Annotated in this window: 21 protein-coding genes; 10 read left to right on the top strand and 11 right to left on the bottom strand. The window is 63.2% G+C overall.

What is annotated here, in order from left to right; genetic code table 11:
- The 4 genes from I8N66_RS14620 to tsaA all read left to right on the top strand — a co-directional run.
- On the top strand, window positions 1-439 hold a 439-nt coding region (locus I8N66_RS14620), incomplete at its 5' end, for an ABC transporter substrate-binding protein (RefSeq protein ID WP_291154710.1).
- A 23-nt stretch (window positions 440-462) separates the two neighbouring features.
- Window positions 463-1,470: an iron ABC transporter permease gene (locus I8N66_RS14625; protein ID WP_291154712.1), complete on the top strand. Its 1,008-nt coding sequence runs from the start codon at window positions 463-465 to the stop codon at window positions 1,468-1,470.
- The gene (locus I8N66_RS14630) at window positions 1,467-2,291 is read left to right on the top strand and encodes an ABC transporter ATP-binding protein (RefSeq protein ID WP_291154714.1); all 825 of its coding nucleotides are present in this window, start codon (window positions 1,467-1,469) and stop codon (window positions 2,289-2,291) included. Before I8N66_RS14625 ends, I8N66_RS14630 begins: the two co-directional genes overlap by 4 nt.
- Window positions 2,266-2,787 (top strand): tRNA (N6-threonylcarbamoyladenosine(37)-N6)-methyltransferase TrmO, encoded by a 522-nt coding sequence (gene tsaA / locus I8N66_RS14635; protein ID WP_291154716.1) that lies wholly within the window; start codon window positions 2,266-2,268, stop codon window positions 2,785-2,787. The genes I8N66_RS14630 and tsaA overlap by 26 nt, the downstream gene beginning before the upstream one ends.
- Before the next feature lie 58 nt (window positions 2,788-2,845).
- Here tsaA and I8N66_RS14640 read toward each other — a convergent pair whose 3' ends face one another.
- The 6 genes from I8N66_RS14640 to ligD form a co-directional block, all read right to left on the bottom strand.
- Window positions 2,846-3,052 carry a molybdopterin-binding protein gene (locus tag I8N66_RS14640; RefSeq protein WP_043613318.1) on the bottom strand — a complete coding sequence of 69 codons (207 nt, stop codon included), beginning with the start codon at window positions 3,050-3,052 and terminating at the stop codon, window positions 2,846-2,848.
- 165 nt (window positions 3,053-3,217) lie between these two features.
- Complete coding sequence (xth, locus tag I8N66_RS14645) at window positions 3,218-3,991, bottom strand: exodeoxyribonuclease III (RefSeq protein ID WP_291154721.1); 774 nt, start codon at window positions 3,989-3,991, stop codon at window positions 3,218-3,220.
- 13 nt (window positions 3,992-4,004) lie between these two features.
- A complete protein-coding gene (locus I8N66_RS14650; RefSeq protein WP_291154723.1) occupies window positions 4,005-4,646 on the bottom strand; it encodes an alpha/beta family hydrolase in 642 nt (213 codons plus the stop codon).
- 2 nt (window positions 4,647-4,648) lie between these two features.
- Window positions 4,649-5,734 carry a tetratricopeptide repeat protein gene (locus I8N66_RS14655; protein WP_291154725.1) on the bottom strand — a complete coding sequence of 362 codons (1,086 nt, stop codon included), beginning with the start codon at window positions 5,732-5,734 and terminating at the stop codon, window positions 4,649-4,651.
- A complete protein-coding gene (locus I8N66_RS14660) occupies window positions 5,734-6,618 on the bottom strand; it encodes a Ku protein (RefSeq protein ID WP_291154727.1) in 885 nt (294 codons plus the stop codon). Before I8N66_RS14660 ends, I8N66_RS14655 begins: the two co-directional genes overlap by 1 nt.
- A gap of 26 nt (window positions 6,619-6,644) precedes the next feature.
- A complete protein-coding gene (gene ligD / locus I8N66_RS14665) occupies window positions 6,645-9,107 on the bottom strand; it encodes a DNA ligase D (RefSeq protein ID WP_291154729.1) in 2,463 nt (820 codons plus the stop codon).
- 148 nt (window positions 9,108-9,255) lie between these two features.
- On the opposite strand from ligD, the gene I8N66_RS14670 reads away from it, so the two are divergent.
- Together I8N66_RS14670 and I8N66_RS14675 are read left to right on the top strand one after the other, a co-directional pair.
- Window positions 9,256-9,903, top strand: a complete 648-nt coding sequence (locus tag I8N66_RS14670; RefSeq protein ID WP_291154730.1) for a TetR/AcrR family transcriptional regulator — start codon at window positions 9,256-9,258, stop codon at window positions 9,901-9,903.
- Between the two features lie 159 nt (window positions 9,904-10,062).
- A complete protein-coding gene (locus I8N66_RS14675; RefSeq protein ID WP_291154732.1) occupies window positions 10,063-12,333 on the top strand; it encodes a methyl-accepting chemotaxis protein in 2,271 nt (756 codons plus the stop codon).
- Window positions 12,334-12,379: 46 nt separating this feature from the next.
- Here the strand turns inward: I8N66_RS14675 and I8N66_RS14680 are convergent, their stop codons facing one another.
- Window positions 12,380-13,123, bottom strand: coding sequence for an SDR family oxidoreductase (locus I8N66_RS14680; RefSeq protein WP_291154733.1), 744 nt, complete (start codon window positions 13,121-13,123; stop codon window positions 12,380-12,382).
- A 99-nt stretch (window positions 13,124-13,222) separates the two neighbouring features.
- On the opposite strand from I8N66_RS14680, the gene I8N66_RS14685 reads away from it, so the two are divergent.
- Together I8N66_RS14685 and I8N66_RS14690 are read left to right on the top strand one after the other, a co-directional pair.
- Window positions 13,223-14,125 carry an AraC family transcriptional regulator gene (locus I8N66_RS14685; RefSeq protein ID WP_291154734.1) on the top strand — a complete coding sequence of 301 codons (903 nt, stop codon included), beginning with the start codon at window positions 13,223-13,225 and terminating at the stop codon, window positions 14,123-14,125.
- A gap of 114 nt (window positions 14,126-14,239) precedes the next feature.
- Window positions 14,240-14,827, top strand: a complete 588-nt coding sequence (locus I8N66_RS14690; RefSeq protein WP_223728781.1) for a YqaA family protein — start codon at window positions 14,240-14,242, stop codon at window positions 14,825-14,827.
- 54 nt (window positions 14,828-14,881) lie between these two features.
- On the opposite strand, the gene I8N66_RS14695 is transcribed toward I8N66_RS14690, so the two are convergent.
- The 4 genes from I8N66_RS14695 to I8N66_RS14710 form a co-directional block, all read right to left on the bottom strand.
- A complete protein-coding gene (locus I8N66_RS14695; protein ID WP_291154736.1) occupies window positions 14,882-16,324 on the bottom strand; it encodes an amidohydrolase family protein in 1,443 nt (480 codons plus the stop codon).
- Window positions 16,317-17,423, bottom strand: a complete 1,107-nt coding sequence (locus I8N66_RS14700; RefSeq protein WP_113535109.1) for an amino acid ABC transporter permease — start codon at window positions 17,421-17,423, stop codon at window positions 16,317-16,319. The genes I8N66_RS14695 and I8N66_RS14700 overlap by 8 nt, the downstream gene beginning before the upstream one ends.
- A 3-nt stretch (window positions 17,424-17,426) precedes the next feature.
- Window positions 17,427-18,575: an ABC transporter permease subunit gene (locus I8N66_RS14705; protein ID WP_291154738.1), complete on the bottom strand. Its 1,149-nt coding sequence runs from the start codon at window positions 18,573-18,575 to the stop codon at window positions 17,427-17,429.
- Window positions 18,576-18,754: 179 nt separating this feature from the next.
- Window positions 18,755-19,786 (bottom strand): amino acid ABC transporter substrate-binding protein, encoded by a 1,032-nt coding sequence (locus I8N66_RS14710; RefSeq protein ID WP_291154739.1) that lies wholly within the window; start codon window positions 19,784-19,786, stop codon window positions 18,755-18,757.
- Window positions 19,787-20,027: 241 nt separating this feature from the next.
- Here I8N66_RS14710 and I8N66_RS14715 point away from each other — a divergent pair, with 241 nt between their 5' ends.
- Complete coding sequence (locus I8N66_RS14715) at window positions 20,028-20,714, top strand: GntR family transcriptional regulator (protein WP_291154741.1); 687 nt, start codon at window positions 20,028-20,030, stop codon at window positions 20,712-20,714.
- A gap of 166 nt (window positions 20,715-20,880) precedes the next feature.
- On the top strand, window positions 20,881-21,233 hold a 353-nt coding region (locus I8N66_RS14720), incomplete at its 3' end, for a twin-arginine translocation signal domain-containing protein (protein ID WP_291154742.1).

Below are 21,233 nucleotides of genomic sequence, written 5' to 3' on the forward strand. Positions count from 1 at the left end.
AACGGGACTTTCCGGCTCGATCAATGTCGAGATCCTCGAAGCCGTCGGCGCCGAGAACGTCGCGGCGGCAGCCGGCAAGGGCAGCCTGACCCAGGTGTCGCTCGAACAGATCCTCTCCTGGAACCCGGACGTCATCATCGCTGCAAGCGGCAAGTTTGCGGCCTCGGCCAAGAAGGACCCGCTCTGGGCCGACGTCAAGGCCGTCACGACCGGTCGGGTGTTCACCGCGCCGTCCCTGCCCTACGGCTGGTTCGACTCGCCGCCTGCGATCAACCGACTGATCGGCGTCGTCTGGCTGCAGAAGCTGTTCTATCCGGAAAGCGCCAAGGGTGACCTGAAGGCTGAGACCCGCGACTTCTACAAGCTGTTCTACCAGTTCGACCTGACGGACGAACAAGCGGCCACGCTCCTGAAGGGGGCGGTGCCGGCCTCGAAATGAACCGGAGACAGGAAACATCGGAAATGGCGGCCGATGGGTGCAAGGGCAATCTCTGGCTCCTCGTCGGCCCCCTCTTCCTGCTGGCCCTGGTGTCGATGTCGGTCGGCAAATATGCCGGCCCGGCGGAGATCGCAGGGGCGTTGCGCGCGGCCCTATCGGGACTGCCGAGCGATCCCGTTCTTTCGACCGTGCTCTGGAACGTGCGGCTGCCGCGCGTTGCAGGCGCAATGCTGATCGGCGCGGCACTCGCCGCGGCCGGCGCCACCTATCAGGGGCTTTTCCGCAATCCGCTCGTTTCGCCGGATATTCTCGGCGTTTCCGGCGGCGCAAGTCTCGGCGCCGTCATCGGCATCTTTCTGTCGCTGCCGGTCCTCGCAATCCAGGCGATCAGCTTTGCCGGCGGGCTGCTTGCGGTCGCTGCGGTCTATGCCGTCGGCATGGCAATCCGCGGACGCGATCCGGCCCTGACATTGGTCCTGGCAGGGATTGCCATCGGCGCCCTCGTGGGTGCCGGCATATCGCTGATCAAGATTCTCGCCGATCCCTATGACCAGCTGCCGGCGATCACCTACTGGCTGCTCGGCAGCCTGGCTGCGATCACCCGCCTCGACGTCGTCTCGATCCTGCCGGCGCTTTTGATCGGGCTGGTGCCGCTGGTGCTTTTTCGCTGGCGCATGAACCTGATGACACTCGGCGACGAGGAAGCCCAGACCCTGGGCGTCGACACGCGTCTGACCCGCGCATTGCTGATCGCGGCGGCAACGCTGATCACGGCGGCGACCGTCTCCGTCAGCGGCGTCATCGGCTGGATCGGCCTTGTCATCCCGCACATCGCGCGCATGCTGGTCGGCCCCGACTTCCGCCGCTTGCTGCCGGCCTCGATGATATCTGGCGCTGCCTATCTGCTCGTTGTCGACATGCTGGCGCGCAGCATTGCGCTGATCGAAGTGCCGCTCGGCATCCTGACGGCTGCCGTTGGCGCCCCCTTCTTCCTGTGGCTGCTCGCCTCCGGCCGGAGGGCCTGGCAATGACGCTGGAAATCAGGGATCTCGCCTTTGGCTATGGCGAACGCTCGGTGGGCGAGAATGTCTCCCTGTCGCTTGCATCGGGCGAGGTTCTGGCCTTGCTCGGCCCCAACGGCGCCGGCAAGACGACCCTGTTCAAGACCGTCCTCGGCCTCCTACCAGTCAGGGCTGGAGACATTCTGTTGGACGGACGACCGCTTTCCGCCCGGTCGCGGCACGAACGCGCCAAACAGATCGCCTATGTACCGCAAGCGCATGCAGCGCTCTTTCCGTTTACGGTGCTGGAGGTGATATTGATGGGGCGAACCCCTCATCTCGCGCCGTTCTCGTCGCCTGGCGCCCGCGACCGTCGGATTGCTCAGGACGCGCTTGCCGGCCTCGGCGTGGCCCACCTTGCCATGCGTCCCTATACCGAGATCAGCGGCGGCGAGCGCCAGATCGTGCTGATTGCCCGCGCGCTGACGCAAGAACCCGCCATCCTCGTCATGGACGAGCCGACGGCCAATCTCGACTACGGCAACCAGATGCGGGTGCTGTCGCATGTCCGGACGCTCGCAGAACGCGGACTTTCGGTCGTGCTTTCGACGCACAATCCGGATCACGCCTTCCTGGTCGCAGACCGCGTCGCCCTTCTCCACGCCGCAAAGCTCATCGCGCTCGGCTTACCCAAGGACGTGTTGACGCCCGCCGCCCTCAAACAACTCTACGACATCGATGTGGTGATCGGCTCAATCGACGGCAGCGCGGCCCGTCTCTGTGCGCCGCGCCTCACCACCCCCTCTGCAAGGAAAGGAACAGACGATGGTTCGCCAGAACGAAATCCGTGAGAACGAGGTGGCCGTGGCACCGCCCGCGCCAACCGACGCCGGCCTCGTCTTCATCGGCCGCATTTCCACGCCCTGGACGTCGCGCATGGAAACCCCACGCCAGGGCCGGCATGACGGCCCGCTCTGCCGCATCGAAATCTTCGAACCCTGGGTTCTGGCGCTGACAGGCGTGGAGGCGTTCGAGCGGCTGGAAATCCTCTACTGGCTCGACCGTTCGCGGCGTGACCTGGTGTTGCAAAGCCCCGCTAGCAATGGCGAAGTCCATGGGACATTTTCGCTGCGCTCGCCGGTTCGGCCGAACCCGATCGGCACCTCGATCGTCAAGCTCGAAGCCGTGGAAGGCTCGAGCCTTCTCGTGCGCGGTCTCGATTGCCTTGACGGCACGCCGCTCATCGATCTCAAGCCCGACCGGACGTTGTTCAAGCCGATTGCGCCGCCGCAGCGCGGCGACTTTGAGACCGGCGACGGCAACGTGCATCATTGCCAGAAGGCGTGATCCGGCTGCGGTTTGGCAGGGCGCGGCGGTCGATCCGCACGCCCCTGCCGCAAGCCTATCAGTCGATGCCGACCATGACGTCCGAGGCCTTGATGACCGCGTAGGCTTCGCCGCCGACCTTCAGGCCGAGTTCGTCGACCGACTCGTTGGTGATCGCTGCGGTCACGATCGAGCCGCCGACGTCGATCCGGACATGGGCGGTGGTGGCGCCCTTGACGACTTCGACGATCTTGCCCTTGAGGCGATTGCGTGCGCTGATTTTCATGCGGTTCTCCTTCGTGTTGGCTAGGCTGAATGTCGCGGTGGCCCAGTCATCTGCTAGACCGGACGGGGTTTACCCCGGATCGTCGCTGCGAATAGCAGCTTGCGAGGCGAAACAGTATCATCATCGTGGCGCAGGGACGTGCAGTCTCCCCGCAGTATTGTCATCTCAATCGCGAAGCGTGATCCACACCGGCGCATGGTCGCTCGCCCCCTCCATGCCACGAGCCTCGCGGTCAATGCCGGCACCGGTGAGCTTGCGGAAAAGCTTGCGGCTGAGCAGCACATGATCGAGCCGGAGCCCCGCGTCGCGTTGCCAGCGGTTCCGGCGATAGTCCCAGAATGTGAAGAGTTGGTCTTTCGGGTGGATCTTGCGCAGCGCATCGAGCCAGCCCTGGTCGAGAAGATCGCGGAATGCGGCGCGGCTTTCGGGTTGGACCAGCGCATTGTCGTCATAGGAGGTTGTCGGGTAGATGTCGCGCGGCTCCGGCACGATGTTGTAGTCGCCGGCAAGCACGACAGGCAGGTCGAGCGCGTAGAGTTCGGCGGCATGTTTGGCCAGACGCTCGTGCCAGCCAAGCTTGTAAACGAACTTGGGGCCCGGCTGCGGGTTGCCGTTGGGCGCGTAGAGACAGGCGACCAGGATGCCACTAACGGCAGCCTCGATATAACGCGCCTCGGCATCCGACGGGTCGCCGTCGAGACCGACGCGGGTCAGCACCGGCTCGCTGTCACGGGCGAGGATCGCCACACCGTTCCACGCGGATTGCCCCTGCCAAACGGCGCCATAACCGGCCGCCTCGATCGCCGAGCGCGGGAACTGCCGATCGGTGGCCTTGAGTTCCTGCAGACAGACAACATCCGGCTTGGTTTCCTCCAGCCAGGCGAGCAGGTTATCGAGCCGCCTGTTGATGCCGTTGATGTTGAAGCTGGCGATCTTCATCCCGGCGATCGGATCAGCGTGTCAGCCGGGCAGCCCAGGCCGCCACCGCATCGGCCACGGTCCTCAAATGATCGGCCGCCGAAAAACCGGAAAGGCTCTTGCGCGGCTTGAGATCATGATCCCCATCCTCGAGCCACAGGACTTCGATCGCGTCGGAAAGCGTATAGCCAGGAACCTCCTCGCGCGTGCCGAACTCGTCGCGGGTCCCCTGGCAGATCAGGGTCGGCGTCCTAAGATCGGCCAAGTGCTTTGTGCGCAACTGCTCGGGCTTTGCCGGCGGATGGAAGGGATAGCCGAGGCAGAGCAGCCCGGTGATCTTGCCGGCGGCGTGCAGCTGATCGGCGACCATGCTGGCGACGCGCCCACCCATCGACTTGCCGCCGATGATGAGCGGTCCCTTCGCTCCCAGCGCCTCGATAGCGGCCAAATATTCCGGGTTGAGTGTTTCAGCGCGGGGCGGCGGCTTGCGCCCGTCCGACGTGCGTCTTGCTGCCATATAGCCGAACTCGAAACGAGCAACGCGAAAGCCTGCTGCGGCGAGCGCCTTGGCGGTCGCATTCAGCGAGGCGGAATCCATCGGCGCGCCCGCACCATGTGCAAGAAGAATGGTAACGGCCGCATCCCCAGGTCCGTCGAAAAGGAATTTGTCGCTCATTATCAGCCCGCTGTCCTTGGCCGGCCCTGCAGATCGACATATTGCACGCCGCGCTCCGCCGTCCGCGCCCATTCGCTATCGCTATCGAGTTCGAGATAGCGGCTCCACCATCGCCGCGCCTCAGCGAGAGCGCCGTCATCGAATTCGAGTTTCGCCAGATTGAAGACAGCGTCGGCATAGTCGCTGTCAAGCTCGATCGCCTTCTTCAGATGCCTGCGCGCCGCGTCGATCCGCCCCCTTTCACTCATCAGCCCGGCAAGGTTGAACCAGGCCTCGACGAAGGAGGGATCGAGCTTGATCGCGCGGGCATAGTCATGCGCGGCGTCCAGCTCTCGTCCCGCCGCCTTCAGGCAATTGGCGCGGTTGAAAGCCGCAACAGAATCCGTCCGGTCCATCGCGAGATAGCGCTGATAGAAGGCGGCAGCCTCCTCGTAGTCGCCATTCGCTTCCGCCTCCTCGGCCCTATCAAAGAGGTCTTCCAAGGCGGCATCGTCGGGCGTGCCGAGATCGAAGAGCAATTGCCCATTCAGCTCGCTCAGTCCCTCGGCGCTCCGGGCATAGATCGCATCGCTACCGCCGTGATGCAGCGAAAGCGCCGTCAAAGAAGCGACCTGTCCCGAACGGTGAACGGACCTTGCGATCGTGCTCCAGCTTGCCCCGCTGGCTATCAACTCGGCATATTTCCTGGCGAGGATCAGGTCGCGGAACGAATAGGGCTCGCTGTCATGTTCGAAGGCATCAAACAGGGAAAGCAGGTCGAAGACCCGCGGAGAAAGCCTGGCCTGATCGACCAGCGACTGGCGCGTGAGCGCTGACGCCACTGGCACCGACATCAGGCCCAGGAGGCGAAGAAAGCCGTTCTCGCTGATAGGCCAGCGCCCGGCCGCAAGTTCGGCGCCGAAACGGGCTTCGATCTCCGCTTCGCTCGATTTCGCAAGCAGGCTGCGGCCGAATACCAGATAGGTCGTTTGGCGCGTGACGCCACGGCGCAAGTGGCCGTGCTGGCGTTCGACCTCCCGCGCCACAAGCCGGCGCGGGAAGGCCGCAAGCGACCCGACGATACCAAATGTCTGGCCTGCAACCACCATCAGGCTTTCTTCTTCGCCGCCGGTTTTGCGGACGTACGCTTGGCAGGAGCAGCCGCCTTGCCAGTTTCCTTTGCCGCTGGTTCGGCCTTGGTCTTGCTCTTTGCCGGCGGCTTCGACTGCGACAGGCTCGCCTTCAGCGCATCCATGAGGTTGATGACGTTGCCACGCTCCGGGGCTGCCGCAATGATCGGCTTATGGCCTTTGAGCTTCTCGCGGATCATCTTCATCAGCGCGATCTCGTAGCGGTCCTCATAGTTCTTCGGATCGAAGACCGTCATCTTCTGCTGGATCAAGGCTTCGGCGAGTTGCAGCATTTCCGGGTCCGGGTGACCAACGGGTACATTGCCAAAATATTCAGCAGTCCCGCGCACTTCGCTCGGATTTCTCAGCGTACACACGAACATGCCGGTTTCACGCGCACCGATGGTCACGACACGTTCGCGGCTCGAAAGCACGAGGCGCGCGATCGCCACCTTGCCGCTTTTTTTCAGCGCTTCGCGCAGCACGACGAAGGTTTCCTCCGCCATCGCGCCGTCGGGGGCGAGATAATAGGGCGCGTCCTGGTAAATCACGTCGACAGAGCCTTCATCGACGAAGGCCTCGATGTTCATCGTATGATTGGACTCGATCCTGACGCTGTCGAGATCGCTGTCCTCGATGATGATGTATTTCTTGTCTTCGTATTCATAACCCTTGACTAGATCCGAGCGCTCGACGAGGCCGAGTTCGGGGTCGACCGGCTTCATGTTGATCCGGTTATGGGTGTCCTTGTGCAGTTGATTGAAGCTGATGCGTTCGCTCGAGCTGGTCGCCGGATAGAGCCTGACGGGGCAACTGACGAGACTGAGTTTCAGATAACCTTTCCAACTTGCCCTGGGCGCCATTGATGTCTCCTACGCGGCCAAACGCATTACGTCCTCGTTTCGGACAGAAGCGGCAAATCCTTGGCAAAGTCGTCGATATCGGCCCAAGGATCGCCAAAAGTATCCAGAAGTCCAGGCAGCGAAGAATAGTTCAAATCCTCCGGAGCGTCGATAGTCTCCAGATCAGGCCAGTTGAGTGGCGTCGAGGCGGGCAGATTTGTGCGTGCACGCAAGGAATAGGGTGCGGCCGCCGTGTGGCTGCGGGCATTACGATGGAAGTCGATGAATATCCGCTTGATGCGGTTTTCCTTGCCCATCGTTGTGGTGAAGGTCTGGGGAGCGGTCGCCGCCAGACGCGTCGCGATTGCGCTCGTCGCCTGGTGCGTCTTCTTCCAGTCGAGTTTCGGTTTCACCGGCACCACGATATGGATGCCGCTGCCGCCGGACGTCTTCACGAAGGGAACGAGGCCCAGCGCCTCAAGTTCTCCACGAATATGGACTGCGGCCTCGACCACGTCGCGCCAGGCGATGCCCTGCCCGGGATCAAGATCGAACACGACGCGATCGGGTTTCTCCAGCCTTTCGCGCTTCGTGCCCCAGGCATGAAGCTCGATGACGCCGAACTGCGCCAGGGCCAGATAGCCCTTCGTGCCTTCGATCGAGAGGAAGGACTTGCTCTCACCTTCCGAATTGGTCGACGTGAAGCTGACAATCGAAGGTGGCATGCCGGTAAAGGGATGGCGCTGGAAGAAACAGTCCGCGTGTTTTCCGGTAGGACAACGAAAGAGCGAGACCGGCCGCCCGAGAATGTGCGGCAGCATGAAGTCGCCGACTAGCGCGTAGTAGACGGCAACGTCGAGTTTGGTCGGCCCGGATTTGCCGAACACCCGGCGGTCTGCGTTGGTCACCTGGATGCTTGCAAGATCCGCATCCGTGATCAGCCGCTTGCGCGGCGCCCGTGCCGGCGCCGAAAGCTCGACATCGCGTAGTCCCTTGAACACGGCGTGACGCAGGAGATTGTCGGTCGTCCGGTTGGAGTAGTGGACGCGAGCGCTCAGCACCGGGCGAACCCAGGCGATTTCCCTTGGCGCGCCATCGAGCGCGGTGGCATCGCCGCGCAGCGCCTCCAGCCGGACGAGCAACTGCTCGGCCGTCTCCGCATCGAAACCGGTACCGACCTTGCCTCGATAGTGAAGTTCGCCCTCCTCCCATTCGCCGAGAGCGAGGGAAGCAAGGCCTTCAGCTGCCTGCGAGGTCGTGTAGCCGGCGATCACGAAATCACCGAACTGAAGCGCCTTCGTCTTGGTCCAGGTCTGCGTGCGGCCGCTCCGATAGGGTGCCGAAGCGCGCTTCGAGACGATCCCTTCCAGCCCCAGCTCTGAAGCCTGGTCGTAAAGCCCACGCCCATCACCTTCGACATGGTCGCTGTACTGGATGGCCGAGCGACTGGACACCTGCTCTTCGAGCAGTTGGGCCAGCAGCGCCTTGCGTCTTTCCAGCCCGACCTCGGTCAAGTTCCACCCGTCGAGATAGAGGATATCAAAAGCATAAAAGACGAGTTTGCTGTCGACGCCGGTCGAAAGCGCGTCCTGCAAGAGCCCGAAGCGGCTGATCCCCTTGTCGTCGAGCACGACGATTTCGCCATCGATGATCGCTCCGCGGCAGGGCAGCTTCCGAAACGCATCCGGCAGATCGCCGTAGCGCTTCGTCCAGTCGAGCCCGCTGCGGGTAATCAGCTTGACGTTGCCATCCGAAATATCTGCCATGGTGCGATAGCCGTCGAACTTGATCTCGTGCAGCCAGACCTCCTTACCCGGCAGGCCGCCCGGCGGTTTCGGTGTCGGGCTCGCTAGCTGCGGCTCGATGCGCAGCGGCTTCGGGCCTTTCACGGCGCCCGCCAAGGCGCCGGGTTTGAGAACGGCCCGTTTCGACGGTTTCTTCGGCTGTTCGACCAGTTCTTCAATCCGCCGTCCGCTTTTCACGCTTTCGGGGCGCGTTTCCAGGATGTCGACGTCAGGGCTCGCTGCAAGGTCGTGTTCCTTGAAAAGCAACCAGTTACGCTGGTCTTCCTCGTCCGATTTCGATTTCAGCCGTGTCAGCATCCAGCCGCCGTTGAGCTTCTCGCCGGCCAGTCGAAACTTGAAGGCCCCGGTCCTCAGGCTCTTTTCGATATCGTCCATCGGCGCCCACACGCCGGCATCCCAGACGATCATCGGCCCGCCGCCATATTCGCCTTCCGGAATGACACCCTCGAAATCGATATAGTCGAGCGGATGATCTTCGGTCTCGACCGCCAGGCGCTTGTCGGCCGGGTTGAGCGACGGCCCCTTGGGAACCGCCCAGCTTTTCAGCACGTCGCCGACCTGAAGCCTCAGATCATAGTGATCGGCGGTGGCATGATGCTTGTGCACGACGAAACGATTGCCCTCCCCGCCGGTTCTCCCGGCAGGCTCCGGCGTCCTGGAAAAGTCCCGCTTGGCGCGGTAGGTCGTGAGCTTCGACGTCGCCATATCGCAAAACTAGGGCGTGTTCGCAAAGGCCGCAATATCCGGTCAAGGGCACGGGGAACGCCGCCACCATCCGAATGCCCACTTCGGAAAACGTTTGCTTTCCCGCGTGATGACGACTAGAAATCGCCAAGGAATTTGGAAAGTCGCAATGGTCGAAAAGCAGAAATCACCACGTTCCCGCGGCCGCCCGCAGGTCCGCTCCGACGACGAGACGCGGCAGGTGATCATCCTCGCCGCCGAAAGGCAATTCTGCGACCTCGGTTACGAGACCGCCAACATCAACGTCATCGCCCAGAATTCCGGCGTCTCCACCAAGACGCTCTATCGCCTCTTTCCGACCAAGGCCGATCTCTTCGAACGCGTCATCTCCCTCAGGATCGCCGAGTTCGTGCTCGAAGCCGATGAGGAGCACCTTGACGCCGTGAGCGTGAAGACCGGTCTCGTACGGCTGCTCGCCGCCTATGGCCACCTTGTGCTGGCCTCAGACACAATCGCCATCATCCGCCTGGTGCTCGCAGAGGCGGCGCGCTTTCCAGAGATCGCCGCCACCTTCTGGGAGCGGGCGATCGAGCGGACAAACGCAACGCTGGAGCGCTGGCTGAGGGCACAGTCGGCTCACGGCCGCCTCGTAATCGACGATCCCCATATGGCGGCAGGAATGCTGCGCGGCATGATGGCGATGGAGCCGCAACGCGCCGTCATGATGGGCCGCATCCGCGACATCGATGAAGCGACGATCATGGCGCGCGCGGAGCGTTGCGCAGAAATCTTTCTCAATGGAGCCCTATCGAGATAGGTTCACAAGCCAAACTTCGGCATTGTCATTCAAACGTCATCAAACTGTAACATCAGGCCGTATAACTCTCCGCGCGGGAGGTCTCCCGCCGGGCGCATGAGGCGTCGCGACCAGCCCTTCGGCATGGCCCCTCTTCCCCTCGCACGTCCGGTGATTGTTATGCGTTTGTCCGCGAAGCTACCCCTCGCAGCGGCGGCTCTGGCTGCCTTCTCTATTGCTGCAACCAGCCTTGCCAGCCTGAAGGTCAGTGGCGACCTGTCATCACGCGCGGCGATCGAGAAGCTGGAGGCGCTTGCCGACGCCCGCCGAAACGAGCTTCGCCATTACCTCACCACCGTGGAAAACGATCTGCGCAATCTGCAGGTTCAAAAATCAGTATCGAAGGCGCTCAGCGACCTGAATGGCGCGGCCGCAAAGTTCGGCGACAAGGCCAAGAGCGAATTGCAACGCCGCTACCTGACCGAAAACCCCAACGCCGAAGACAAGCGTGCGCTCTACAGCACCGCCGGCGTCGACGATTACGACGCGCTCCATGCGCGCTATCACCCGTTCTTCCGCCGCTTCGCCGAAGCTCACGGCTACCGCGACGTACTGCTTGCCAATCTCAGCGGTGACGTCGTCTATTCCCTCAACAAAAAGGGCGACTTCGCCGTCAACCTCAGGGGCGGGGACTGGAAAGACACGGGGCTTGGGCGCGTCTTCCGGGAAACGGCAGAAGGAACAGACAAGAGCAAACTGGCGTTTGCCTCCTACGAGGCCTACGCGCCACTCGGCGGCAACGCCGCCGCGTTCATCGCCATCCCCTTGGAATCGATCGACGGCAAGATCGGGACCTTGATCCTGGAGATGCCCGACGGGCGCATCGCAGAGATCGTCGGCAACCGCACCGGCCTTGGCGAGACGGGCGAAACGATCCTTCTCGACAGCGACGGGTTCTTCCTCACCGACAGCGCTGCCACAACCGACAACGATGTGCTCAAAGCCCGGATCGCGCCGGGCCAGCCGGCAGAAGACGGCGTCGTCAGCAGCAAGCTCGCCGATTTCCGCGGTGAGGAAGCGCAGATGGCCGCCACCAGCCTTGATGCTTTCGGCGCCCACTGGACCATGGCCGCGGTCATGACCTCGCGGGAAGCCTTTGCTGCCGTTACCGCCCTGCGCAACTGGACGCTCGCAACCGCGCTCGCCGTCCTTGCGGCAGCGCTGGTGGTCTCCATCTGGTACTCGCGCCGGCTGACGCGCCCGATCACCGGCCTCGTTCGCGACATGAGCCAGCTCGCCGACGGCGACACGACGATCGACGGCGTCGGTCGCAACCGCAGGGACGAGATCGGTGACATGGCCCGCTCCGTCCTCGTCTTCCGTGATGCGCTTCTCGACCGCGCTCGCCTCGAAATAGAGGCTGCCGAAACCCGCACCATGATCGAAGGGGAACGGCAAACCCGCGAGTCGAGCCAGTCCGAGGTCTCGCGCCAGATCAACGAGGCCGTGGAGATGCTGGCGTCTGGGCTCGAACGGCTGTCTCATGGTGATCTGACCGCCCGCATCGACCGACCCTTCGGCGCCGGATTCGACCGCCTGCGCTCGGACTTCAACCTCTCGCTGGAGAGCCTGGCCGTCACGCTTGGCGACGTGAAGGCAAGAAGCGCTGACATCGACGGCGAGACCGGCGAGATGCGCGACGCCATCGGGCAGCTTGCCAAGCGCACCGAACATCAGGCGGCAACGCTGGAGGAAGCGACCGCGGCGATGAGCGCTATCACTGCCACCATCGGCCGCACCGCCGAGCACGCCACATCGGCCACGACGATCGCGGCTGCCGCCAAGGCAAGCTCCGATCGCTCGGGCCAGGTGGTGATGAATGCCGTCAGCGCCATGGCCCAGATCGAGAAGGGATCGGTCGCGATCTCCCAGATCATCGGCACGATCAACGATATCGCGTTCCAGACCAATCTCCTGGCGCTGAATGCTGGCGTCGAAGCGGCCCGTGCCGGCGAAGCGGGCAAGGGTTTTGCGGTCGTCGCCCACGAGGTGCGGGAGCTGGCGCAGAAATCGGCGCTGGCCGCACGGGAGATCAAGGCGATCATCACGACTTCAACCGAAGAGGTGACGAAGGGGGTTACGCTGGTGCGGGCAGCCGGTGACGCGCTCGACGAGATCTCCGGCCAGATCCATGCAATCAACGAGCAGACGCAGCAGATTGCCGGCGATGCGCGCGACCAGGCAACCGACCTGCAGCACATCAACCAGACGATGCTGTCGTTGGACGCTGTGACCCAGCAGAACAATGCGATGGTAGAAGACAGCACTGCCATGACCCATCGGCTTTCAAGCCAGGCGTCAGGCCTGTTCGATCTGGTCGAGCGCTTCCGCACGACATCCGGCGTGAGGCACCAGACGGAGGCCGATGCGCGTCTCCGCCGGATCGCCTGACACCGATGCGGCTACGCGCCGTCGCGGTCCGCATGGGAAGGCGATGTCAGCTCGCCCTGGCGAGCGCCACTGCGTCGGCGCCGGCTGGGAAATGGAGCTGGGCGGACAGGTCGTTGGCCGCCCGCCACACAGCCTCGGCGACGTCTGCCTCCGTCGTCACCAAAGACGGTGCGGCAAACTGCGCGAAGATGGGCGCTGCGAACTCGGCATAGGCCTCGGGGATCAGGTCCTCCACACGGAGAGTGGTGTTGTGGGCGAAGCGGGTCGTCGGCGCATAGCCCGGCTCCACCAGCTTGACGCGGACGTTGAACGCCGCCAGCTCGTGAGCAAGCGAACCGGTGAAGCCGCTGATCGCCGTCTTGCTGGCAGTGTAGGCCGCGGCCAACGGCATCGAGGCAAGTGTCACGCTGGAGGTGACGTTGACGATGGCGCCTGACCGACGGGCACGGAATTGCGGTATCACCGCCTGCGTCATTGCCATCACGCCGAAGGTGTTGGTGTCGAAAACATTGCGGACATGAGACATCGGCGTCACCTCGAAGGCACCCACGACGCCGACGCCGGCATTGTTGACCAGCGCGTCGATCGGGCCGCTTTCCTCGATCGCAGCCGCAATGCTGTCGGGATCGGTGACATCGAGGGCCAGGACACGCAACCGGTCGGCGCTCGGAAGGACGTCTCGCCGCGGCGCGCGCATCGTGGCGATCACGTTCCAGCCTTCGGCATGAAAGCGCCGGGCCGTTTTCAGCCCGTAGCCGGAGGAGCAGCCAGTAATCAGTACGGTCTTCATCGCGACTTCCTGTCCGTTGTTTCGATGGATAAGGGATATCCCCGCGAATGCGGACGATCTACGGCTTGAAGTCCTGATTTCATTTGCTATCGTCCTGATATGATCGATCCGCTCTCGCAGCTCATTCAACTTCTCCGCCCGCGCACGGTCTTCACCAAGGGCATCAGCGGCGCAGGCCGCTGGGCGGTGCGCTATGCCGACTTCGGACAGCCAAGCTTCTGCACGGTGGTCGAGGGCGCCTGCCGGCTCGCCGTCGATGGCGAGACAGCCGTCACGCTGGAGGCAGGCGACTTCGTGCTGCTGCCGACCACACCGGGCTTCACGCTCTCGGGATTCGAGCCGGTTCAGCCGACTTTCATCGATCCGAAAGTGACCCCGGCTCCGACGGATGAGGTTCGCCACGGCAGGCAAGACGGCGAACCGGACGTGCGCCTGCTCGGCGGCTATTTCGTCCTCGACTCGCCCGATGCCGGGCTGCTGGTTTCACTGCTGCCGACATTGATGCATCTGCGCGGGATCGATCGACTTTCGACGCTCGTACTTCTGGTGGGCGAAGAGGCGCGCGAAGATCGCCCGGGACGGGACCTGGTTCTGGCGCGGCTTGTGGAAGTGATGCTCGTGGAGGCACTTCGCTCGATCCAGGGCGAAAGTGCAACACCCGGCCTGCTGCGCGGTCTGGGAGACCCGCGGCTGGCGGCGGCCATTCGCCGAATCCACGCCGATCCAGCCCATGCCTGGACCGTGGCGGAACTCGCGGGCCAAGCAGCGCTCTCCCGCTCCGTCTTCTTCGAGCGCTTCACCCGTGCCGTCGGCGTGCCGCCGATGGAATATCTGCTGGTCTGGCGCATGGCGCTCGCCAAGGACCTGTTGCGGCAACGCGATGCCGATCTCGCCGCGATCGCCGAACGCGTCGGCTACAGTTCCGCCAGCACTTTCAGCACCGCCTTCAGCCGCCATGTCGGCCAACCGCCGAGCCGTTATGCGCGTGTGGCTGCCGCCTAGGGCGACCACACCTTGTCTCTCGTGAGAAATCCCTCAAATGCCGTAATCGGTCACATTTACACCCCGCTCGGTCGGCTATAGAGAGGTTTACCACCAACAGCGAACCTTAACCCCATGCTCCGACGCCTCTATGATTGGACGATGTCGCTCGCGACACGAGAGACCGCCATCGTGTGGCTTGGCATCATTGCCTTTGTCGAAAGCTCGATCTTTCCGGTCCCCGCCGATCTGCTCCTCATCCCCATGGCGCTGGCGCGCCCGGAACGGGCATGGCGCTACGCGCTGGTCGCCACCGTTGCCTCGGTGCTTGGGGGTATCGCCGGCTGGTATCTCGGCCACTACGCTTTCGATACGCTGGCAAGGCCGCTTCTGGAGTTCTACGGCAAGCTCGATACGTTCGAACATCTGAAAGCGTCGGTTGACTCCGAAATGCTGGCGTTGCTGCTCGTGACTTCGGGTCTGGCGCATCTGCCGCCGATCAAGGTCGTAACCATCCTCTCGGGCGCGGCCAACATTAACCTCGGCTTCTTCATCGTATCGGCGATCGTTGCGCGCGGTGCACGCTTCTTCCTGCTCGCATGGCTCTTGCGCCGCTTCGGCGAGGAAATCCGTGACTTTCTCGAGCGGCGGCTCGGCGCATTGGCCGGCGGGGCGGCGGCGGTGCTGATCTGCCTTTTCGCCGCCCACCGCCTTTTCTACTGATCGATTCCCGCCCGCCTCTCCTCGAAGGCTTCGAAGGGCGGGCAATGCCCTTCCCTAACCGGCAGTGGGCAGGGAGAGTGGCGCCAGCGTCCGCATCCCACGGCCCTTCGGATCGTTTTCGGGGGCCTTGCGGCAGGCGTAGTCCTGCGCTTCCTGAAGCTTTGCAAGCGCGCCGTCATAGTCGATCAGGGTCGGCCGCCCGCCGCTGACGACACAGGTACCATCGACATAGACCCGGTCGATCGCCCGCTCGGCGGCGCAATGCAGGAGACTGCGCAGCGAATCGTAGACCGGCTGCATCGCATGGTGGCGAAGATCGACCACGAGGAAGTCCGCCTTGGAGCCGACGGCGATCCGACCGATATCATCGCGGCCGAGCGCCCGCGCGCCGGCGATGGTCGCGGCTTCCAGAATGTCGCCGGTCGCGACATCGAAGACGGACTTGCCGGACAACCGTGCACAGATCATCGCCTGGCGCATTTCTTCCAGCATATTGAAGGGGTAACTGTCCGTTCCCAAGGCGACGTTGACGCCCGCACGCCGATAGCGGCCGACCGATTCCAACGCCATGCCGCTCCGCGAAAAGGTGACCGGGCAGTGGGCGACGGTGGTCTGGCGATCGGCCAGGAGACGCAAGTCGACTTCCGTGCGCTGCCGCGTCCAGGAGTGGCTGTCGACAAAGATGCAATGGCCAAGGATCAGGTCCTTGCCGAGCAAGCCCAGGCTTTCGAGATATTGAACCGCCGTCAGCCCGTGCCGACGCAGGAGCTCCTCGTGCTCAGCCATGGTCTGCGCCGCGTGGATGGTGACCGGAACGCCACGCTTGCGCGCTGCCGCCACCGCATCCTGCAGCAGTTCCGGCGAGCAGGTCTCGATCTGCGACGGTGCCACGACGCCGCCGAGGCGGCCCGAGGGGTGGGCAGTCGCCGTATCGACGACCTCAAGAGCGCGCTGAAAGGCATCCCGTCCGCGCGCCTTGTCCCAACGGAAGTCGAGACGGTGGCCGTCTTCCACATGCCACTGTGCCTCGCGGAAGCCCGGTGCGACGAAGGCACGCGCGCCGCTTCGCGCGAGCGTCGGCAGCCAGCTTTCGTGCGGGCCTGCAATATCGAGCAGCGTGGTGACGCCGCTGCGCATCAGGTCGCCGACCATGACGGTCAGCGACGCCTCGATCGCGTCGTCATCGATCTCCAGAAGGTTGGAGTATTCGTAGAGCGCATTGCCCCAAAGGGCCGCCGTGCCCATGTCCTCGAAAATGCCCTTGGAAATCGGCTCCTCGCCGGAATGGCAATGGACGTTGACGAAACCCGGCATGATCATCCGGTCGCGGCCGGAACTCTCGCTGTGGTACTGCCCGTCATAGCGACCGCCGACATGGACAAAGCCTTCGTCGTCGTAGGCGATGTCGACGTCGTGCAGGTAGACGTGGCCGTTACGCTCGCTGTCGAAGGCGACGAGCGTGTGCACATTGCGGATGACGTGGATCTCTTTAGTCATGCGTGGTCCTGAAGTATCGTTCGAGGAAACGGCTGTAAGCTCCCATGAGAGCGCTAAAAACGAAGTAGACGACGGCCGCGAAGACATAGCCTTCCAGCACCGCGATACCCTGCCATTCCGGATCGCGCATGGCGGTGCGGACGGTGTCGAGGAAGTCGAGCAGGCCGACGATGGTTACCAGCGTCGTGTCCTGGAAGAAGCCGATGAAAAGGCTGACGAGCGGTGGGATGACCTTTTTCAGCGCCTGCGGCAGCACGATCTTGCGCATGATCTGCCAATAGTGGAGGCCCAGCGAATGTCCGGCCTCCACCTGCCCATTGGGCACCGCCTGCAAGCCGCCACGAACGATCTCGGCGATATAGGCGGCGGCGAAGAGGATGATCGCCACCTGCGCGCGGATGAGCTTGTCGACGGTGATGCCGTTGGGCATGAACAGCGGCAGCATGACCGTTGCCATGAACAGGATGCTGATCAGCGGCACGCCGCGCACGATCTCGATGAAGCTCACCCCCAGGATACGGATTGCCGGAAGGCTGGAGGCCCGGGCGAGCGCCAGCGCGATCCCGAGCGGCAGCGCACAGGCAAGCCCGATGAAGGAGAGCATGAACGAGAGCGGCAGGCCGCCCCATTGCGTCGTTGGCACGACCGTCAGGCCAAAGTACCCGCCCGCCATCAACACATAGAGCACGGGGAGGACGACCGCGATCCAGGCGATCAACAGGGCCCGTCCCCAGACCCTGGGGACCATGGAAACGATGCAGGCTCCGAGAAACAGGAGCATCGCCGTCAGCGGCCGCCATTGCTCCTCGAACGGATAGAAGCCGAAAAAGATGTAGCGCATCTTCGCTGACAGAAACGGCCAGCAGGCACCGATCGTCACCTTGCACTCCGCCGGCGTGCCGACAAAGGTGGCGTCGATGAACAGCCAGCCGATCGCAAGCTTGGCGAGCGCGAAGATCGTTCCAAGGCACAGGATGGTGATCAGCGCGTTGCCCGGCGTTCCGAAGTAAGCGCTAAGCCAGCGGCCCTTCGGGGCCGGTGGCGCTTCGCGCTGGGATGCAAGCGACGGATCGCCGATGAGGGTATCGATCTGTGTCATGACTCAGCGCTCCCTCAGCGCGACCTTGGCGTTGTACCAGTTCATCACCAAAGAGATGAGGATCGACAAACCGAGATAGACACCCATGAAGATGGCAATGGATTCAATCGCCTGGCCGGTCTGGTTCATGATCGTGTTCGAGACCATCACCAGGTCGGGATAGCCGATGGCGATCGCGAGCGAGCTGTTCTTGAAGACGGTCAGATAGGTGTTCGTCAGCGGTGGGATAATGATTCTGAGCGCCTGCGGCAGGATCACCAGCTTCAGTGTGCGTGCGCGGGACAGGCCAAGCGCCGTCGCGGCCTCCCATTGTCCCTTGCTGACCGCCTGGATGCCGGCCCGGACGATCTCCGCGACGTTTGCCGATACGCTCAGCGTCAACCCGAGGAGAAGCGCCACGAACTCCGGACGCAGGTGATAGCCGCCGCTCAGGCGAAACCGGCCGAGTTCAGGCACGTCCCAGGTGACGGAAATGTTGGCGAGCAGCAATACCGCCACGAGCGGCAGAAGAAATGCGATCGTCGCGATCAAGGCGACCGGTCTGTCCTTGCCGCTAACGACGCGCTGGCGGCCGAGCATCCGGGCAACGAAAGTGGCCGCAACGAGGCCGACGAGGAATGCCGTAACTAGTGCCGCAAACCCACTTTCCCAATGCAGCGCGGGCATGACCAGGCCGCTATTCGACAGGAATACGCCCGGAAGCATCTGGATCGCCTGTTTGACCGGCGGAAACGTGGAGATGATCAGCGAGTACCAGAGCAGCAGATAGAGCAGCAGCGGCACGTTGCGGAGCGCTTCCACATAGGCAAGCATCAGCCGCGAAAGAACAGGATTGTGCGACAACCGCCCGATGCCGACGAGCAGGCCGAGAATGGTGCCGAGGATCGCCGCGAGCAACGAGACCTTGACCGTGTTGGCGATGCCGACAAGGATCGCACGACCGATCGTATCGGTCGGTTCGTAGGTGATCGCAGTTTCCGTAATGACGAAGCCGGCCTGGCGCGCCAGGAAGCCGAAACCGGTCGCGATGTCCTGCTTGGCAAGATTGGCGCTCGCGGTGCTGAACATCACCCAGGCAACGAGCAAGACGAGGCCAACGGCGATCACTTGATAGAGATAGGCGCGAATGCGCGCGTCATAAAACAGGGGCATCGGCACCCGTCCCTTGGAGCATGATGATCTTGGGTCGGCGTGACCCAAAATCAAAAACCTGATCGATTTTCATCGTTTAGCGCAGGGTGCGGGCGGAAAGCCGCGCGCACTTTTCCTCATCCCGCCCAGGGCAGAATGGGGAGAGGTGGGCCCGCACCGAAGCGCGGGCCCGTCAATCCTCAACGGAACGGCGGTGCGTAGAGCAGGCCACCTTCGCTCCAGCGCGTGTTCGGACCGCGCGTCAGACCGAGAGCGGTCTTGGTGCCGAGGTTGCGCTCGAACACCTCGCCGTAGTTACCGACGCCCTTGATGATGTTGTAGCCCCACTTGTTGTCGAGGTTCAGCATCTTGCCGAGTTCTTCGTTGACGCCGAGCATGCGCTGGATCTCCGGATCCTCGCTCTTGGTCATCTCGTCGACGTTGGCCTGGGTGATGCCGCGCTCTTCGGCTGCCATCAGCATCCAGGCGGACCAGGATACGATGTCACGCCAGTTGGAGTCGTTCTGGCGAACGGCAGGCGCCAACGGCTCCTTGGAGATGGTTTCCGGCAGAACGACGTAGTCGTCCGGGTTGTTGGCGACGGCGCGGATCGAAGCAAGGTCCGAACGGTCGGACGAGATCGCTTCGCAACGGCCGGAGAAGAAGGCGTTGCGGTTTTCGTCCGGGTTTTCGAAGACGACCAGCTCGAACTTGCCGCCGATCGCGCGGAAGAAGTCGCTGAGGTTCTGCGCGGTCGTGGTGCCCGGCAGCGTGCAGATCGCCGCATCGGTCAGCTCCTTGGCGCTGTTGACGCCAAGCGACTTCGGCACCATCAGCCCCTGGCCATCGTAAAACACGGTCGGGCCGAAATCGAGCCCGAGCGACGTTTCGCGCGAAAAGGTCATGGTCGTCTGGCGCGACAACATGTCGATTTCGCCGGACTGGAGCGCCTGGAAGCGCGTGTTGATGTTGGTCAGGACGAAATCGACTTTTTCCGGATCGCCGAAGACAGCGGCGGCCACCGCACGGCAGACGTCGACGTCGAAGCCTTCCATATGACCCTTGGCATCGGCGGTGGCAAAGCCCGGCGTGCTCATCGAGACGCCACAGATCAGCTTACCGCGCGCCTTGACCGTTTCGAGCGTCGTCGCCGCGTTCGCAGACGTTGCCGCCACAAGTCCGACCGCAATGCCCGCGACTGTCGCGCAGAGCTGCAGAATCCTGCTTTTCATGAGTTCCCTCCCATTGGCTGTCCTCGTTTCGCCTGCCCAGGTCGCGCGATCCTCTTCGCACGCCTCCTCCTGAACCGGCTGGCACCGACATTGTTTTTTCAGCGCCAACAATTGCATACGACAAGAGAATACAAACATCAACATTATTGTATACAATATTGACGACCATGTGGACGGGCGCTATCGAGGATATGGGACATGTTCGGCCGGTCCTCGATCGGCCTGTTGAGGGGAGGCAACCTTGTCTGAGAAGTCGAGCCGCAGCGACGTCGTCTACAAGCTCCTGCGCCAGGCGATCCTGGAGCAGGCATTGAAGCCGGGCACGAAGCTTTCCGAGGACACGATCGCCGATCACTTCAAGGTCAGCCGTACCAGCGTTCGCGCGGCCCTGGTCAGGCTGAACGCCGAGGGTATTGTCGATCTGAGAGCCAACAAGGGCGCTTGCGTAGCGGAGCCGACGCTGGAGGAAGCCCGTGATATCTTCGCGCTGAGACGCATGCTGGAGGCAGAGGTGATCCGGCGGCTGGTGGCCGACCTCGGCAGCGCCGACGTCAAGCGGCTGGAGCAGCACGTGAAGCAGGAAGAAGCAGCCCTTTCCGATCACGGCCCGCTGTCGATCCGGCTTGCGGGCGAATTCCATATTCTGCTTGCCGAACTCACGGGCTCGCAGGCGCTGACGCGCTTTGTCCGGGAAATCGTCTCGCGCTGCTCATTGATCCTTGCGCGTTTCGCCCGACTGCATTCGCCGGAGTGCGCCGTCGACGAACATGTGCGCATCATCCGCGCGCTGCAGTCGCCAGACACCGCCATGGCGGAACGGATCATGCTCGAGCATCTTGATGCGGTCGAGCTGCGCGCCGAACTCGATGTAGACAAAGCCGAGCCGGATATCTCCGCCATTCTGCAACGTTACGCCCGCAAGGGTTGATCCCGCCCATCGCCGCCGGCGGTGTCGGCGGTCGAAGACACGACGTTCTTCAGTCAATCTGCGGCACCAACTGTCGCGCCGCAAGAATCCAGGCGCGATATCTGCCTCCAATATCCTGCAACGATACCGGTGCGCCGGGCGGGTCTTACAAGGGAGGGAGTGAGCCATGCCAAGAGAACTGGAATTCATGAGCCAACAGGTAGCCGCAGGAAGGCTGTCTCGACGGGAGTTTCTCGGGCGCGCAGCAGCGCTCGGCGTGACCGTCGCGTCGGCGAACCTGCTGCTCGGGCAGGCGGCCCGTGCGGCCGGGCCGGTCAAAGGGGGGACGCTGAAAGCCGGCCTTGTCGGCGGCGAATCGACGAACAGCCTTGATCCCGCGACCTGGGCGAGCCAGGTCCCCTACACGCTCGGGCGCTGCTGGGGGGAGCAGCTTCTCGAGGTCTCGCCGGCCGGTGAGATCGAGTACCGCCTTGCCGAGTCCTACGAGGCAACGCCCGACGCCAAGACCTGGCGCTTCAA

Source organism: Ensifer sp. SSB1, from assembly GCF_016652895.1.
GTDB lineage: Bacteria > Pseudomonadota > Alphaproteobacteria > Rhizobiales > Rhizobiaceae > Ensifer.

Excerpts from the sequence above, each read along its gene's own strand:
- I8N66_RS14700 (WP_113535109.1), bottom strand. The coding sequence starts at position 17,423 with ATGACACAGATCGATACCCTCATCGGCGATCCGTCGCTTGCATCCCAG.
- I8N66_RS14655 (WP_291154725.1), bottom strand. The coding sequence starts at position 5,734 with ATGGTGGTTGCAGGCCAGACATTTGGTATCGTCGGGTCGCTTGCGGCC.
- xth (WP_291154721.1), bottom strand. The coding sequence starts at position 3,991 with ATGAAGATCGCCAGCTTCAACATCAACGGCATCAACAGGCGGCTCGAT.
- I8N66_RS14630 (WP_291154714.1), top strand. The coding sequence starts at position 1,467 with ATGACGCTGGAAATCAGGGATCTCGCCTTTGGCTATGGCGAACGCTCG.
- tsaA (WP_291154716.1), top strand. The coding sequence starts at position 2,266 with ATGGTTCGCCAGAACGAAATCCGTGAGAACGAGGTGGCCGTGGCACCG.
- I8N66_RS14705 (WP_291154738.1), bottom strand. The coding sequence starts at position 18,575 with ATGCCCCTGTTTTATGACGCGCGCATTCGCGCCTATCTCTATCAAGTG.
- I8N66_RS14690 (WP_223728781.1), top strand. The coding sequence starts at position 14,240 with ATGCTCCGACGCCTCTATGATTGGACGATGTCGCTCGCGACACGAGAG.
- I8N66_RS14675 (WP_291154732.1), top strand. The coding sequence starts at position 10,063 with ATGCGTTTGTCCGCGAAGCTACCCCTCGCAGCGGCGGCTCTGGCTGCC.
- I8N66_RS14685 (WP_291154734.1), top strand. The coding sequence starts at position 13,223 with ATGATCGATCCGCTCTCGCAGCTCATTCAACTTCTCCGCCCGCGCACG.
- I8N66_RS14695 (WP_291154736.1), bottom strand. The coding sequence starts at position 16,324 with ATGACTAAAGAGATCCACGTCATCCGCAATGTGCACACGCTCGTCGCC.
- ligD (WP_291154729.1), bottom strand. The coding sequence starts at position 9,107 with ATGGCGACGTCGAAGCTCACGACCTACCGCGCCAAGCGGGACTTTTCC.
- I8N66_RS14710 (WP_291154739.1), bottom strand. The coding sequence starts at position 19,786 with ATGAAAAGCAGGATTCTGCAGCTCTGCGCGACAGTCGCGGGCATTGCG.
- I8N66_RS14650 (WP_291154723.1), bottom strand. The coding sequence starts at position 4,646 with ATGAGCGACAAATTCCTTTTCGACGGACCTGGGGATGCGGCCGTTACC.
- I8N66_RS14640 (WP_043613318.1), bottom strand. The coding sequence starts at position 3,052 with ATGAAAATCAGCGCACGCAATCGCCTCAAGGGCAAGATCGTCGAAGTC.
- I8N66_RS14625 (WP_291154712.1), top strand. The coding sequence starts at position 463 with ATGGCGGCCGATGGGTGCAAGGGCAATCTCTGGCTCCTCGTCGGCCCC.
- I8N66_RS14670 (WP_291154730.1), top strand. The coding sequence starts at position 9,256 with ATGGTCGAAAAGCAGAAATCACCACGTTCCCGCGGCCGCCCGCAGGTC.
- I8N66_RS14660 (WP_291154727.1), bottom strand. The coding sequence starts at position 6,618 with ATGGCGCCCAGGGCAAGTTGGAAAGGTTATCTGAAACTCAGTCTCGTC.
- I8N66_RS14680 (WP_291154733.1), bottom strand. The coding sequence starts at position 13,123 with ATGAAGACCGTACTGATTACTGGCTGCTCCTCCGGCTACGGGCTGAAA.